Source organism: Streptomyces sp. NBC_00637 (assembly GCF_045161545.1).
GTDB lineage: Bacteria > Actinomycetota > Actinomycetes > Streptomycetales > Streptomycetaceae > Streptomyces.
The window spans coordinates 4,682,519-4,696,364 of record NZ_CP109046.1 but is presented as its reverse complement, the minus strand read 5'-3'; the positions used below and the strand labels follow the sequence as shown (position 1 = coordinate 4,696,364).

The 13,846-nt window shown below is 71.7% G+C and carries 11 protein-coding genes; 5 read left to right on the top strand and 6 right to left on the bottom strand.

Features of this window, described 5'->3' with window-relative positions; translation table 11 throughout:
- Positions 1 to 299: 299 nt before the first annotated feature.
- Positions 300 to 1,289, top strand: coding sequence for an aldo/keto reductase (locus OG440_RS20685; RefSeq protein ID WP_406008279.1), 990 nt, complete (start codon positions 300 to 302; stop codon positions 1,287 to 1,289).
- A gap of 217 nt (positions 1,290 to 1,506) precedes the next feature.
- Here the strand turns inward: OG440_RS20685 and thpR are convergent, their stop codons facing one another.
- Positions 1,507 to 2,079, bottom strand: a complete 573-nt coding sequence (gene thpR, locus OG440_RS20680; protein WP_406008278.1) for an RNA 2',3'-cyclic phosphodiesterase — start codon at positions 2,077 to 2,079, stop codon at positions 1,507 to 1,509.
- A gap of 50 nt (positions 2,080 to 2,129) precedes the next feature.
- Between thpR and OG440_RS20675 the strand changes: the two genes are divergently transcribed.
- A complete protein-coding gene (locus OG440_RS20675; protein WP_406008277.1) occupies positions 2,130 to 2,675 on the top strand; it encodes a GNAT family N-acetyltransferase in 546 nt (181 codons plus the stop codon).
- Between the two features lie 12 nt (positions 2,676 to 2,687).
- Here OG440_RS20675 and OG440_RS20670 read toward each other — a convergent pair whose 3' ends face one another.
- Together OG440_RS20670 and OG440_RS20665 are read right to left on the bottom strand one after the other, a co-directional pair.
- Positions 2,688 to 4,052 (bottom strand): MFS transporter, encoded by a 1,365-nt coding sequence (locus tag OG440_RS20670; protein ID WP_406008276.1) that lies wholly within the window; start codon positions 4,050 to 4,052, stop codon positions 2,688 to 2,690.
- Positions 4,053 to 4,083: 31 nt separating this feature from the next.
- Positions 4,084 to 4,521, bottom strand: a complete 438-nt coding sequence (locus OG440_RS20665; protein WP_020130246.1) for a MarR family winged helix-turn-helix transcriptional regulator — start codon at positions 4,519 to 4,521, stop codon at positions 4,084 to 4,086.
- Between the two features lie 151 nt (positions 4,522 to 4,672).
- On the opposite strand from OG440_RS20665, the gene OG440_RS20660 reads away from it, so the two are divergent.
- The gene (locus OG440_RS20660; protein ID WP_057600791.1) at positions 4,673 to 4,855 is read left to right on the top strand and encodes a ribbon-helix-helix protein, CopG family; all 183 of its coding nucleotides are present in this window, start codon (positions 4,673 to 4,675) and stop codon (positions 4,853 to 4,855) included.
- A 54-nt stretch (positions 4,856 to 4,909) separates the two neighbouring features.
- On the opposite strand, the gene OG440_RS20655 is transcribed toward OG440_RS20660, so the two are convergent.
- A complete protein-coding gene (locus OG440_RS20655) occupies positions 4,910 to 6,361 on the bottom strand; it encodes an NCS2 family permease (protein WP_406008275.1) in 1,452 nt (483 codons plus the stop codon).
- 117 nt (positions 6,362 to 6,478) lie between these two features.
- Here OG440_RS20655 and OG440_RS20650 point away from each other — a divergent pair, with 117 nt between their 5' ends.
- Positions 6,479 to 6,763: a DUF2530 domain-containing protein gene (locus tag OG440_RS20650; RefSeq protein ID WP_406008274.1), complete on the top strand. Its 285-nt coding sequence runs from the start codon at positions 6,479 to 6,481 to the stop codon at positions 6,761 to 6,763.
- 132 nt (positions 6,764 to 6,895) lie between these two features.
- The gene (locus tag OG440_RS20645; RefSeq protein ID WP_406008273.1) at positions 6,896 to 9,262 is read left to right on the top strand and encodes an HAD-IC family P-type ATPase; all 2,367 of its coding nucleotides are present in this window, start codon (positions 6,896 to 6,898) and stop codon (positions 9,260 to 9,262) included.
- A gap of 137 nt (positions 9,263 to 9,399) precedes the next feature.
- Here the strand turns inward: OG440_RS20645 and OG440_RS20640 are convergent, their stop codons facing one another.
- Together OG440_RS20640 and OG440_RS20635 are read right to left on the bottom strand one after the other, a co-directional pair.
- Positions 9,400 to 10,326, bottom strand: a complete 927-nt coding sequence (locus tag OG440_RS20640) for a hypothetical protein (protein WP_406008272.1) — start codon at positions 10,324 to 10,326, stop codon at positions 9,400 to 9,402.
- 226 nt (positions 10,327 to 10,552) lie between these two features.
- On the bottom strand, positions 10,553 to 13,723 hold the full coding sequence (locus OG440_RS20635; protein ID WP_406008271.1) for a sacsin N-terminal ATP-binding-like domain-containing protein: 3,171 nt from the start codon (positions 13,721 to 13,723) through the stop codon (positions 10,553 to 10,555).
- Between the last annotated feature and the right edge of the window lie 123 nt (positions 13,724 to 13,846).

Genomic DNA, 13,846 nt, shown 5'->3' with positions numbered 1-13,846 from the left:
GTGCGCATCGTGGTACCGCGCGGCGGCACGACTACGGGCCGAGGAAGCTCGCCTACGACACGGCCGAGGTTCCGGCGTACCTCATCGCCGACCCCTACAAGGGCCGGTGCCACCTCTACAGCCAGCCCGAGGAGGGGGACTACGTCACACGGACGAAGGTCGACTTCGGCGACGACATCGACCTCCCCGGGACCGTGGTGGGCCTCACCCTCGAGACCGACGAGTTCCCCCGCGACCGACCCGGTGCCCGGCCGGTCCCCCTTGCGTGGAGCGCACTCCAAGTCGTTGGCTTGTACTCCATGAAGTACACGCAGCTCGGACGTACCGGACTCAAGGTCAGCCGCCTCGTCCTCGGCACCATGAACTTCGGCCCGCAGACCGACGAGACCGACAGCCACGCGATCATGGACGCGGCGCTCGGCGCGGGCATCAACTTCTTCGACACGGCGAACGTGTACGGCTGGGGTGAGAACAAGGGCCGTACCGAGGAGATCATCGGCAGCTGGTTCGCGAAGGGCGGCGGGCGCCGTGACCAGGTGGTCCTCGCCACCAAGGTGTACGGCAACATGGCCGACGGCGACGCCTGGCCGAACCACGACAAGCTGTCCGCGCTGAACATCCGGCGGGCCGTGGACGCCAGCCTCAAGCGGCTCGGCACCGACCACATCGACCTGTACCAGTTCCACCACGTCGACCGCAGCACTCCCTTCGAGGAGATCTGGCAGGCCATCGACGTCCTGGTGCAGCAGGGCAAGATCCTCTACGCGGGATCGTCCAACTTCCCCGGCTACAAGATCGCCCAGGCCAACGAGATCGCCGCCCGGCGCGGCGGCACCATCGGGCTCGTCAGCGAGCAGTGCCTGTACAACCTGGCCGAGCGGCGCGCCGAGATGGAGGTCATCCCGGCCGCGCAGGAGTACGGGCTCGGGGTCATCCCGTGGTCGCCGCTCCAGGGAGGTCTCCTCGGCGGTGTGATCAAGAAGGAGGTCACGGGCGGGCGCCGGGCCTCGGGCCGGGCCGCCGACACCCTCGCCGACCCCGCCGCACGCGCCCGGATCCAGGCCTACGAGGATCTCCTGGAGAAGCACGGCGTGGAGCCCGGCGAAGCCGCTCTGGCCTGGCTGCTCACCCGGCCCGGTGTGACCGGCCCGATCGTCGGCCCGCGCACCGCCGGGCAGCTCGACTCCGCCCTGCGCGCGGTCGAACTCGAACTGGGCGAGGACCTGCTGTCCGGCCTGGACGAGATCTTCCCGGGCCCGGGACCCTCCCCGGAGGCCTTCGCCTGGTAGCCGCGGGGCGGCGGGGCACCCGACAGACGCGCCGCCGCCACGCCCGGGCAGGGCGGGGCGGCGGCGGTCGGTCGGTCGGTCGGCGGCTTCGGCCGCCTGCCGAAGGCGGTGACGTCTGCTATCTGCCGACCGCCGCCGCCACGGCCACCACGACGAACATCAGCACAAGCGCACCGGCCATGATCCGGTTCCGGGTCTTCGGGTCCACGCGTCGAGCCTAACCGGCCCCGCCGAGCGCCCAGCGCCCGACCGGCTCGTAACGGGGCTGCTCGCCGGGAACCCCGGACCTCGGCAGACTGCTGCGGACCAGCACCAGCTCCTCCACCGTCCAGGTCCGGCCCTCGAAGGCGTCCAGCGCCTCGACGTACGCCTGCACGTCCACCGCCTCGCGACTGCGGGCCAGTGTGAGATGGGCCTTGTAGCGGCGGTGCTCCCCCATCCCGACGCCCGCCTTGCGGCCCGCCGCCTCCGCCCGGTCGGCCAGCAGCCGCAGCGCGGGCACGTCCCCCGCCGCTCCGGCCCACAGCGCCCGGCCGTGCCCGAACTGCCCTCCGCCCCGCACGGCCAGCGCGAAGGGCGCGCCGCGGTGCGCGGCCCGCCCCAGCCGTGCCGACAGCTCCGGTACGAGGTCGTCGTCGACCTCGCCGTAGAAGGCGAGGGTGAAGTGCCAGCCGGGGCGGCCCGTCCAGCGCAGCGCGTCCGCCCCGGGCAGGGTGCGCAACCGGGCGGCCTCGGTGGCGAGTTCGTCGGCGATGTCGTCCGGGGGCAGCACGGCGGCGAAGAGTCTCATGCCCCCGATTTTCCCGGCCGGCGGGAGCGACCGCCCGGCATGATGGCGTCATGCGGATCACCATCAGAGAAGGCGGACCCGACGACGTCCCCGTGATACTCGCCATGCTCGACAGCAGCGTGGAGTGGCTGGCCGGGCAGGGGCGCTCCCGTCAGTGGGGGACGAGGCCCCTGTCGGAGAACCCGAAGACGGTGGAGTCGGTCGTCCGGTACATGGACGAGGGCTGGGCGTTCGTCGCCGAGGCCGACGGTGTGCCGGCCGCCGCCCTCACCCTCACCGACTCGCCCGGCGCGTACCTGGCCCACCTCCCGCCGCCCGGGGAGCCGGAGCGGTACATCCACTGGCTCGCCTCCGACCGCCGTTTCAAGGGCCACGGCGTGGGCAGCGCGCTGCTCGCGCACGCCGCCGAGGAGACCCTGCGGGCGGGCGTCGGCCTGCTGCGGGTGGACTGCTACGCGGGCGACGACCGCAAGCTCGTCGCCTATTACGAGGCCAACGGCTTCACCGCGACCGAGGCGTACACCGTCGGCGAACACGCGTGGCCGGGCCAGGTGCTGGCCCGGAGGGTGCGGCCCCCCGCCGCGTCCCCCGGGTGACCTCGTCCGGCGTCACGCCACCGCGGCCAGTTCCCGGTTCTCGCGGGGCACGAACCGCACGCTCGGGTGGCCGCGGTGCCAGCCCACCGACAGACGCAGGTTGCCCATCCGGGCCAGGACCAGCCCGATGGTGACCGCCACCGCGGCCGAGACGGCGCCGCCCGCCGCCAGGCCCGCCCGGACGCCGTACGCGTCGGTGATCCAGCCGGCGATCGGCGCGCCGATCGGGGCGCCGCCCATGAACACCATCATGTAGAGGGCCATCACCCGGCCGCGCATGGCCGGGTCGGTGGACATCTGGACACTGCTGTTGGCGGTGACGTTGACCGTCATGCCGAACATGCCGATCGGGGCCATGAGCAGGGCGAACAGCCACAGCGAGGGGGCCATGGAGGCCACGATCTCCATGGTGCCGAAGGCCACCGCTCCGGCGACCAGCACCCGCATCCGGGCCGTGCCGCGCCGGGCCGCGAGCAGGGCGCCCGCCAGGGAGCCCACCGCCATCAGCGTGTTGAACAGGCTGTAGGAGCCGGCGCCCGCGTGGAAGACGTCGTCGGCGAAGGCGGAGAGGTAGACGGGGAAGTTGAAACCGAAGGTGCTGACGAAGCCGACCAGGACGATCGTCCAGATCAGGTCGGGGCGCCCGGCGACATAGTGGAGTCCCTCGCGCAGCTGGCCCTTGCCCCGCGGGGCGCGATGGACGGCGTGCAGGTCGCGCGAGCGCATCAGCAGCAGGCCGGCGAGGGGGGCGACGAAGGACAGCCCGTTGAAGAGGAACGCCCAGCCGGTCCCGACGCCGGTGATCATCACGCCGGCCACGGCGGGGCCGACCAGCCGGGCCGACTGGAAGTTGGCGGAGTTGAGGCTGACCGCGTTCTGGAGCTGGTCGGGGCCGACCATCTCGGAGACGAAGGTCTGGCGGGCCGGGTTGTCCAGGACGGTCGCGAGACCCACGGCGAAGGCGGCGACATAGACGTGCCAGACCTGGACGTGGCCCGAGAGGGTGAGGACGGCGAGCGCGATGCCGGTGAGGGCCATCGCGGACTGGGTGAACAGCAGCGTCCGGCGCTTGGGCAGCCGGTCTACGAGCACGCCGCCGTAGAGGCCGAAGAGCAGCATCGGCAGGAACTGCAGGGCCGTCGTGACGCCGACGGCGGTCGCGGAGCCGGTGAGGCCGAGGACCAGCCAGTCCTGGGCGATGCGCTGCATCCAGGTGCCGATGTTGGACACGACCTGGCCCATGAAGAACAGGCGGTAGTTCCTGACCTTCAGCGAGCTGAACATGGATGACTTGCGGGCGCCCGCGGCGGGCGCCTCGGCAAGGGTCTCGTGGGTGGTCGGTGCGGGGGCGGAGTCTGCTCCGGATCCCGAACTCAAAAGGGTCGCCTCCTCGTGGTCTGACGGCTGTCTACAGGTGTGCGAGCTTCTCCAGCACGGGGGCGGCGGCGCGCAGTTTCGCCCACTCGTCCTCGTCGAGGCCGTCGACCAGGGTGGCCAGGAAGGCGTTCCGCTTGGCGCGGCTCTCCGCGAGCATGGCCTCGGCCTGCTCGGTCTTGGTGACGACCTTCTGGCGCCGGTCCTCGGGATGCGGCTCGAGCCGGACCAGACCCTTGGCTTCGAGCAGCGCCACGATGCGGGTCATCGAGGGCGGCTGCACGTGCTCCTTGCGGGCGAGCTCGCCCGGGGTGGCACTGCCGCAGAGGGACAGGGTGCCGAGCACCGACATCTCGGTGGGGCTCAGCGATTCGTCGACCCGCTGGTGCTTGAGCCGACGGGACAGCCGCATCACGGCCGAGCGAAGGGAGTTCACGGCGGCAGCGTTGTCGCCATGGGTGAGGTCAGGCATCTCTTTAGGGTAACTCATTACTCTGGCTAAACAAGCTGGGGGGTGACGGGATTCCCCGTGAGCCCGGCCAAGGAAACCTCTTCATCACTCGATCGAGTGATTAGGCAGCGGAAGTGACCGGAGTGCGGTACGCGCCCGCGACCCTCGTCTCATGGGGACCAGTGTGCTCAGCCTGCGGATAGACGGGGAGCTGCTCGAACGGCTCCGGCAGCATGCCGCGAAAAGGGGAATGAGCGTCCAGGACTATGTCGTCCAGACGCTCATTCGCGACGACTTCGACGAGCGGTTCCAGACCGCCGTCGAGGAGACGGAGAAGTTCTACGGGCTCACCTGAGCCGGCGCCGCGGGTCGGCGGGCGGCCGGCATCAGGTGAGGCCGAGGACCGGCATCAGGTGAGACCGAGGGCCGGCATCAGGTAGTAGAAGGTGAAGACGGCGGAGACCACGTACATCGGCGCCGGGACCTCCCGGCCGCGCCCGGCCGCCAGGCGCAGCAGCACGAAGGTGATGAAGCCCATGCCGATGCCGTTGGTGATCGAGTAGGTGAACGGCATCATCACCATGGTGATGAAGGCCGGGATGGCGATGGTGTGGTCGGCCCAGTCGATCTCCTTGACCGAGCCGGCCAGGATCAGGAAGCCCACCGCGAGCAGGGCCGGAGTGGCGGCCTGGGACGGGACCATCGTGGCGACCGGCGTGAGGAACAGCGCGACGGTGAAGAGACCGCCGGTGACGATGTTCGCGAAGCCGGTGCGGGCACCCTCGCCGACGCCGGCCGTGGACTCCACGAAGGCGGTGGTGGCGGAGGAGGAGCTGGCACCGCCCGCGGCGACCGCGAGGCCGTCGACGAAGAGGACCTTGTTGATGCCGGGCATCTCGCCCTTGGCGTTGGTCAGCCTGGCCTCGTCGCTGACGCCCATGATCGTGCCCATCGCGTCGAAGAAGCACGACAGCAGGACCGTGAAGACGAAGAGGATGCCGGTCAGGACGCCGACCTTGCCGAAGCCGCCGAACAGGCTGAACTCGCCGATGAGCCCGAAGTCCGGGGTGGCGACGGGGTTGCCGGGCCACTCGGGGGTGGTGAGGCCCCAGGACGGGATGGTCGCCACGGCGTTGATGATCAGCGCGAGGACCGTCATCGCGACGATCGAGATCAGGATCGCGCCGGGCACCTTGCGGGTGATCAGGGCCAGCGTCAGCAGGGCGCCCAGGATGAAGACGAGGACCGGCCAGCCGTTCAGGTGACCGTCGGCGCCCAGCTGGAGCGGGACGGTGGTGTGGGCGGCGTCCGGGATACGGCTGACGAAGCCGGAGTCGACGAGCCCGATCAGCATGATGAACAGGCCGATACCGATGCTGATCGCCTTGCGCAGGCCGAAGGGCACCGCGTTCATGACGCGCTCCCGCAGCCCGGTGGCGACCAGGAGCATGACCACGAAGCCGGCGAGCACGACCATGCCCATGGCGTCCGCCCAGGACATCCGGGGCGCGAGCTGGAGCGCGACCACCGAGTTCACGCCGAGGCCGGCGGCCAGCGCGATGGGCACGTTGCCGATCACGCCCATGAGGAGCGTGGTGAAGGCGGCCGTCACACAGGTGGCGGTGACCAGCTGACCGTTGTCCAGCTGGTGGCCGTACATGTCCTTCGCGCTGCCGAGAATGATCGGGTTCAGCACGATGATGTACGCCATCGCGAAGAAGGTGGCGAAACCACCCCGGATCTCGCGGGGCAGGGTGCTGCCCCGTTCGGTGATCCTGAAGTAACGGTCGAGGGCGCCGAAGAGGGGCGTGGCTCCCGGCTGTTCAGGGGCGGGGACCTTGGCGGGGGCCGACGTGGGCATCTTTTGGCGTTTCCTACGAAGAGAAGTGGTCAGTACCAAACCGTTTCAGTATGAACATATAACGTTCGGATCGGCCATCTCCGCGCGTAGACCCGACCGCCTCGTAAGCTGAGCACCATGAAGAAGTGGATCCCTGAACACGAGGCGCCGGAACCCCTGGAGGGCCCCGTGGTCGCCACCGTCACCGGCGGCACGATCCTCTGGTTCGTCCTCTTCCTCGTCCAGCTCCCCTTCTACGGCTGGTACGACGACCACGGCCACCTGTGGTGGATCTGGACCTGCCTGGCCGGCGCCGGACTCGGCCTCATCGGCATCTGGTACGTCCGCGGGCGGGACGCCGCGATCAAACGGGACGCGGCGAACGAGCCGCCCACCGAGCCCGTGCACCCCGCCACCGACTAGGGGCTGTCCCCCACGCGGATCCCGGCCGCGCTACGACCGCGGTACCGGACGGCACCGCGCCCGTCCTCCCGAGGTCGGATCTTCGGCGTCCCCAGGGGGTGAACCCCCTGATCCGCACGTACCGTCGATCCCATGGCCCACACCGACGCACCCGCAACCGCGCCGACGGCGACCGGCCTCACCGCCGCCGAGGTCGCGGACCGGGTCGCGCGCGGCCAGGTGAACGACGTACCCGTCCGCAGCAGCCGCTCCATCGGCGAGATCGTCCGGGCGAACGTCTTCACCCGGTTCAACGCGATCATCGGTGTCCTCTGGGTGGTCATGCTGTTCGTCGCGCCCATCCAGGACGGCCTGTTCGGCTTCGTGATCCTCGCCAACACCGGTATCGGCATCATCCAGGAGTGGCGGGCGAAGCAGACCCTGGACTCCCTCGCGGTCGTCGGCGAGGCCCGGCCCACCGTCCGCCGCGACCGTACGGCCGTCGAGGTCTCCACCTCCGAACTCGTCCTGGACGACCTCATCGAGATCGGCCCCGGGGACAAGGCCGCCGTGGACGGGGTGTGCGTCGAGGCCGACGGGCTGGAGATCGACGAGTCCCTGCTCACCGGCGAGGCCGACCCCGTCGTCAAGCGGCCGGGCGACCAGATCATGTCGGGCAGCTTCGTGGTGGCCGGCGGCGGCGCCTTCCAGGCCACGAAGGTCGGCCGGGAGGCCTACGCCGCCCAGCTCGCCGAGGAGGCCTCCCGCTTCACGCTCGTCCACTCCGAGCTACGCTCCGGCATCTCCACGATCCTCAAGTACGTGACCTGGATGATGGTCCCGGCCGCGATCGGCCTGGTCGTCACCCAGCTCTTCGTCAAGGACCACGACCTCAAGGAGTCCATCGCCCGCACCGTCGGCGGCATCGTCCCGATGGTCCCCGAGGGGCTCGTCCTGCTCACCTCCGTCGCCTTCGCGATCGGCGTCATCCGGCTCGGCCGAAAACAGTGCCTGGTGCAGGAGCTGCCGGCCATCGAGGGCCTCGCCCGCGTCGACACCGTCTGCCTCGACAAGACCGGCACGCTCACCGAGGGTGGCATGGACGTCACCGGACTCAGCACCCTCGACGGCTACGACGAGTCGTACGTACGCCGGGTGCTCGGCGCCCTCGGCGAGTCCGACCCGCGGCCGAACGCCTCCCTCCAGGCGATCATCGACGCCTACCCGGACGCCGAGGACTGGCGCTGCACCGAGTCCCTGCCCTTCTCCTCGGCCCGCAAGTACAGCGGCGCCAGCCTCAGCGAGGGCAACGGGGAGAACGGCACCTGGCTGCTGGGGGCGCCGGACGTGCTGCTGGACGACGACGATCCCGCCCTCGCCGAGACCGAGCGGCTCAACGAACAGGGCCTGCGGGTGCTGCTGCTGGCTCGCGCCGCCCGCGACCTCGACGACCCCGAACCCGCACGCGGCGCCAAGCCCGCCGCACTCGTCGTCCTCGAACAGCGGCTGCGGCCCGACGCCGCCGAGACCCTGCGCTACTTCGCCGAGCAGGACGTCCGCGCCATGGTCATCTCCGGCGACAACGCCGTGTCGGTGGGGGCGGTGGCCGCGAAGCTCGGGCTGGACGGCCGTACGGTCGACGCGCGCCGGCTGCCCGCCGAACCGGAGGGCATGGGCCGGGCGCTGGACGAGGGCACGGTGTTCGGCCGGGTGACCCCGCAGCAGAAGCGGGACATGGTCGGCGCGCTCCAGTCGCGCGGGCACACGGTCGCGATGACCGGGGACGGCGTCAACGACGTCCTCGCGCTGAAGGACGCCGACATCGGCGTGGCGATGGGCTCCGGATCCGAGGCCACCCGGGCGGTCGCGCAGATCGTGCTGCTGAACAACAGCTTCGCGACCCTGCCGTCCGTGGTGGCCGAGGGCCGGCGGGTCATCGGCAACATCACCCGCGTGGCGACGCTGTTCCTGGTGAAGACGGTCTACTCGGTGCTGCTGGCCCTGCTGGTGGTGTGCTGGCAGGTCGAATACCCCTTCCTGCCCAGGCATCTGACGCTGCTGTCCACCCTGACCATCGGCATCCCGGCCTTCTTCCTCGCCCTCGCCCCCAACACCGAACGGGCCCGGCCGCACTTCGTGAGACGGGTGATGCGGTACTCGGTCCCGGGCGGGGCGGTGGCAGGGGTGGCGACCTTCGCCACCTATCTGGTCGCCCGCCACCACTACACCGGCACCGGCTCCCTGGAGGCCGAGACCAGCGCGGCGACCCTCACCCTGTTCCTGATCTCGATGTGGGTGCTGGCGATCATCGCCCGGCCCTACACCTGGTGGCGGGTGCTCCTGGTGGCCTCGATGGGCGCGGCCTTCGTCCTGGTGCTGGTGGTCCCGTGGCTTCAGGACTTCTTCGCGCTGAAGCTGGTCGGGATGACCATGCCGTGGATCGCGGTGGGGGTGGCGGCGGTGGCTGCGGCCGCCCTGGAGTTCTCCTGGAGATGGGTCGACCGCCGCTTCCCGGCGTAAGACGTCCACTTCACGGACGTCTACTTCACGGACGTCGGCGGGAGGTGAGAGCTGCGAAAGAACGGCGAACCAGCCGCGCGGGTACGGCGAACGGCCGGCCCCGGAGACCCGGAGCCGGCCGTTCGCGTCACGGCGTCCTACTTGACGTCGACGAAGTCGCCCGCGGCCTTGACCGCCGGGGCGGTCGTGGTGCCGACGAAGCTGTAGCGGTAGTAGCCGTCCACGCTCGCCTTGACGGTGGTCTTCAGACCGCCGGTCGAGGTCGTCTTGACCGACTTCACCGTGGTGTAGGTGGTGGAGTTCTTCTTGCGGAACTGGAGCTGGGCGTAGACACCGGCGTAGCCGCTGTACTTGGCGGTGTCCCAGTTGGCACGGGTCAGGCTGCCCGTGACGGTGATGGTCGCGCCCTTCTTCACCGGCTCCGGCGCCGCGTTGACCGTCAGCCGGGACAGCCGCTGGAGCTTGGTGGTGGCCAGGGCGTCGCCCTCGGCGTAACCGACCTTCGTCCAGTCGATGTCGGCGTCGGAGTACGGGTCGACGTCGTTCCAGTCGATGACGTAGCCGAGCGCCTTCCAGGTGGTGGCGTCGGCGTTGGCCAGCTCCTCACCCGGGTAGAGGTCGATCGTGCCCTTGCAACTGGCGACCGTGGCCGAGGTGTTGGTGCAGGACGGCCAGTCGTCGCCGACGAGCATGTTGACCGGGTTGTCGTACGCGCCGCGGTAGATGACCAGGTCCAGCTCGGTGTCGTCCGCGGTGACGTCGACGCCCTCGCCGTGCGTGACCGTGAAGGTGACCGGGGCGGTGACCTTGGCGCTCGTGCCGGCGACGATCGGCTTGCCGCCGTTGATGCGCACGTTGCCGAACTTGGCGTCCAGCGCGTACGGGGTGCCGGTGTCGCCGGTGGTGCCGGTGAAGGCGCTCTTGCCGGAGGTGGCCGCGTGGAGGGCCTTCAGGGTGTCGACCGGGTTGTGCGTGTCGCTGCCGGTGGCCTGAGCGGCCGGCACGGCGAAGGCGGACAGGGCCAGGGCGCCGGTGACGGCGGCCACGGTGGCTCGTATGCGCATAATGCGTTTCCCCCTGGGGAGAGGGGCCCGGACGGTGGCCGCTCGCACGGCTCGTCGTAGCATCCGGGGCCCGAAGTGATGGTGGAGTCTGTTGACTCAAGTGATCAGATACCTGCCGGGGGCGGATGGTTGTACGACCGGTGTGAGATTCGTGGAAAAAATCTTCACACCCGCCACGACCCGCCCCCCGACCGGTCGCCGGCCGCCCCCCGCGGCCGGTCCCGCGTCAGTCGAACCAGCGGTCGCGGGCCAGTTCCGCGGTCCGTGACGGGTCCTCCAGCAGAGCGGCGACCTCGAAGCGGCGCGGCCACTGCCTCGCCGCCCAGGCGAGCCCCGCGGCGACGCCCTCCAGCGTCGCGGCGTGCAGGACGCCGTCGTCGGTCAGCCGCCAGTCGATCTCCACGCCGTCCACGACGAGCTCCTCGTGCTCGACGTACGTGCCGGGCGTGAGCGGGCCGAGCAGCACCCGCACCGAGTCCGGTACGTCGTGCTCGGCGCCCTCGGAGTCCACCCGCCCGGTCACGGACTCGCTCAGCCGCCGCACCTGGAACAGTTCGGCCAGTTCGGCGGCCCGCGACGGCCGCACCGGAAGCAGCGCCACGCCCTCGGTGAAGGGCAGCAGATCGGGCGAGTCGACCACCACCGCGTCGGCCGCGTCCACGACCTCGGTCCGCCCGTCGACGACCGCGCGCAACTCGTCCGGGAGAGTCACCTGTTCGGGATCCAGGTCGGCCAGAGCACCGTAGAGGCCGTGCAGTTGGGCGGCCGTGACGGGGCGCTCCGGGTCGGCCAGGCGGTCGAGGAGTTCGGCGGCGCCACCGGGCTCGTCGAGAAGCGCGGCCACGGAGGTCCGCACGCCGAGGGCGCGCAGCACCTGCTCGTCGTCGAAGCCGGCCGCGTCGGCCTCCTCGTACAGGCCGTGCAGCAGCGGGTCCCCGCCGGCCGCCAGCAGACCGGCCGGACGGCGGCCGTCGAGCACCGGGTTCCCGCGCAACCACCAGGCGGTGTACGGCCGGACCACCTCGTGGGTGCCGTCGGGCAGCAGGATCCGGACCGGTTGCGTGAGGGCGTCCCGCAGAGGCGGCTGGGCGAGCAGCGCGAGGGCCTGGGGCCAGCGGTCCTCGTCGACGAGGTCGAGGTCGCGGACGGCGACCAGTTCGGTGGCGACGGGGGGCACCGGGCTGTCCGGGAAACGGTCGAGGATGTCCTCGCACCACACGTCGACGGCGTCCAGCAGACCCGCGTCGTCGGGCTCGGCGAAGTCACCCTCGCGGGGCTCCAGTTCGTCCGGGTCGAGGACGACGTCCGTGGCGCGGACCAGCGCGAAGTTCGCGAGGACGCCCACGGCCGCGAGGGGCCGTTCGCCCCACCGGTCCGCCAGCTCGGCGTCGACGAAGGCGAGTTCGTCCTCCCGGATGACGGCGGCGAACGGGCTGCCCGGCAGCACCAGTTCACCGGCGGGAACGAGTTCCCCCTCCTCGTCGGGCAGCGCGAGGGCGCCGAGCCAGGGCTCGTCGCCGGGTTCCAGTCCGGCGTCCCGGACCAACGCCAGCACGGTGTCGGCGAGTTCCTCGGCGTCCGGCGTGTCCTGGTCGTCCCAGGCACCACCGTCGTCGTCCAGGGACGCGGCCACGGCGGCCCGCACCTGCGGGGTCGTCAGGACGGCACGGGGCGTGGCCGGCAGCGCGCCCAGCTTCTCCAGAAGGGGGTGCGCGGCGGCCTGGTGGGCGACCTTGAGACCGAGGCGGGCGAGGATCTCCGGGTCGGGACCGACCGCCTCCGGCGTGGGCAGCAGCACCTGGCGGGGACCGATGGTGGTCCGCCCGTCGGCAAGGGGCACCGGGAGCCCGGACAGCCGGTCCGGGTCGACACCGGCCAGGCTGTCGTAGAGCCGGTACCACCACTCCGGGTCCTTCTCCAGGCCCGCCAGCCGGTCCACGGCGTCGGCGAGCGGGATCCGGGCGACGCCCAGCGTCCGCAGCTCGACGCGCCGCTCCAGCCCGGCGGGCAGCAGGGTGGGCAGCACCTCCGCCAGCACCCGTACGGTCTCGGCGCCCGCGCCCTCGACGACCTCGGCGTCCCGGGGGCGGAGCGCCTCCGGGAACTCGACCACGTCCACGTCCACGCCCGGGTCCTGGGCGTCCTCGGGGACGGGCCGGACGGCGGGCGGCAGGAAGGCGGTCCGCGGCAGCCGCTCCAGGATCGCCTGACGCAGCGCCCCGTCGAGCTCCCCCTTGCCCAGCGGGCCGGGCACGAGATCGATGATCCCGGCGCCCACCGGCCGCCAGCCGGCGAGGAGTTCGGCGTACGCGTCCGCCGCGCACCGCACCAGATGGTCGGTGAGCGGACCGGGCGCGGCGTGCCGGCGGGTGGTGTCGAGCGGGAAGGACGCGATGAGCAGGGCGGGGACGCCGAGGGGCTCGTCACTGGGGGTGGGGGCATGCACGACGGGGGTGGTCCGGGGCCGGACGGGCGCACCGTCGTCGTCGACCGGTACGGCCCAGGTGACCGACCAGTGGGGGCGCAGCCGCTCCTCCACCGGGCGGTCGACGAGGAGGTCGGGCGCGAGCGGGCCGTGCGCGGCGGCGACCCGCCAGCGGGTGGTCCCGTCCCGCGTGTCCGCAACCACGGTGAGGGCGTCGTCGCCGGCGTCGGTGTCCCGGCGCAGGACGCGGGGCGCGTCGTCGCCGATCTCGATCACGACCTCTTCCAGGCCCGGGAGGGCGAGGAGGAGGGCATCGTCGACGGCGGTCAGGAGCCGTTCGGCGAGGTCGGCGGCGGCGGTGTCCCGCAGCGGCAGGATGACGGCCGTGTCGTACGGGTCGGGAGCGGTGCCCTGGGCGGCGAAGGGGAGCCGGAGCAGGGGCACGTGCCCGTCCCGGCGCCGGACCTCGTCGCCGAGCCCCGGGCTGTGCCGGGCGGTCTCGGAGGCGAGCGCGCGGGCCTCGGCCAGGTCCCAGCGGACGCCGCCGTGCCGCCCCACGACGGCCGGCTCGTCGGTGACGGCGAGCACGGCGGCGAAGCCGACACCGAACCGCCCGACGGCCACGGCCGACTGCCGGGCCTCGCGCTTGGCGGAGGCGCGCAGGGTGGCGAGGGACTCCACCCCGGTGGCGTCCAGGGGTGCGCCGGTGTTGGCGGCGACGAGAACACCGTCCCGCAGGGTGAGCCGCAGCCGCCCCGGCACGCCGGCCCGGGCCGCGGCGTCGGCGGCGTTCTGAGCAAGCTCGACGACGAGCCGGTCCCGGTACCCGCCGAGGACGAGGTCCTCCTCGGCGTTGGCGTCCTCCCGGAAACGGGCGGGGCTCGTCGCCCAGGCGTCCAGGACTCCGCGACGCAGGCGGGCCGTGCCGAAGGGGTCCGCGCCCTCGGGTGCCGGCCGCACGAACTTGCTCACGTTCACTCTCCTCATCGGCGTGGGCTCGAAGGTACCGCGCGGCGGAGTGACGACAGAACGCCCCGCGAGACCGTGCCCTTACCCCGGACACCTCCCACATCACAATCACACAACGACTGCGGA

What these genes read in the sequence shown, in the direction of transcription:
- OG440_RS20685 (WP_406008279.1), top strand. Translation starts at nt 300, where the DNA reads ATGAAGTACACGCAGCTCGGACGTACCGGACTCAAGGTCAGCCGCCTC.
- thpR (WP_406008278.1), bottom strand. Translation starts at nt 2,079, where the DNA reads ATGAGACTCTTCGCCGCCGTGCTGCCCCCGGACGACATCGCCGACGAA.
- OG440_RS20675 (WP_406008277.1), top strand. Translation starts at nt 2,130, where the DNA reads ATGCGGATCACCATCAGAGAAGGCGGACCCGACGACGTCCCCGTGATA.
- OG440_RS20665 (WP_020130246.1), bottom strand. Translation starts at nt 4,521, where the DNA reads ATGCCTGACCTCACCCATGGCGACAACGCTGCCGCCGTGAACTCCCTT.
- OG440_RS20660 (WP_057600791.1), top strand. Translation starts at nt 4,673, where the DNA reads ATGGGGACCAGTGTGCTCAGCCTGCGGATAGACGGGGAGCTGCTCGAA.
- OG440_RS20655 (WP_406008275.1), bottom strand. Translation starts at nt 6,361, where the DNA reads ATGCCCACGTCGGCCCCCGCCAAGGTCCCCGCCCCTGAACAGCCGGGA.
- OG440_RS20650 (WP_406008274.1), top strand. Translation starts at nt 6,479, where the DNA reads ATGAAGAAGTGGATCCCTGAACACGAGGCGCCGGAACCCCTGGAGGGC.
- OG440_RS20645 (WP_406008273.1), top strand. Translation starts at nt 6,896, where the DNA reads ATGGCCCACACCGACGCACCCGCAACCGCGCCGACGGCGACCGGCCTC.
- OG440_RS20640 (WP_406008272.1), bottom strand. Translation starts at nt 10,326, where the DNA reads ATGCGCATACGAGCCACCGTGGCCGCCGTCACCGGCGCCCTGGCCCTG.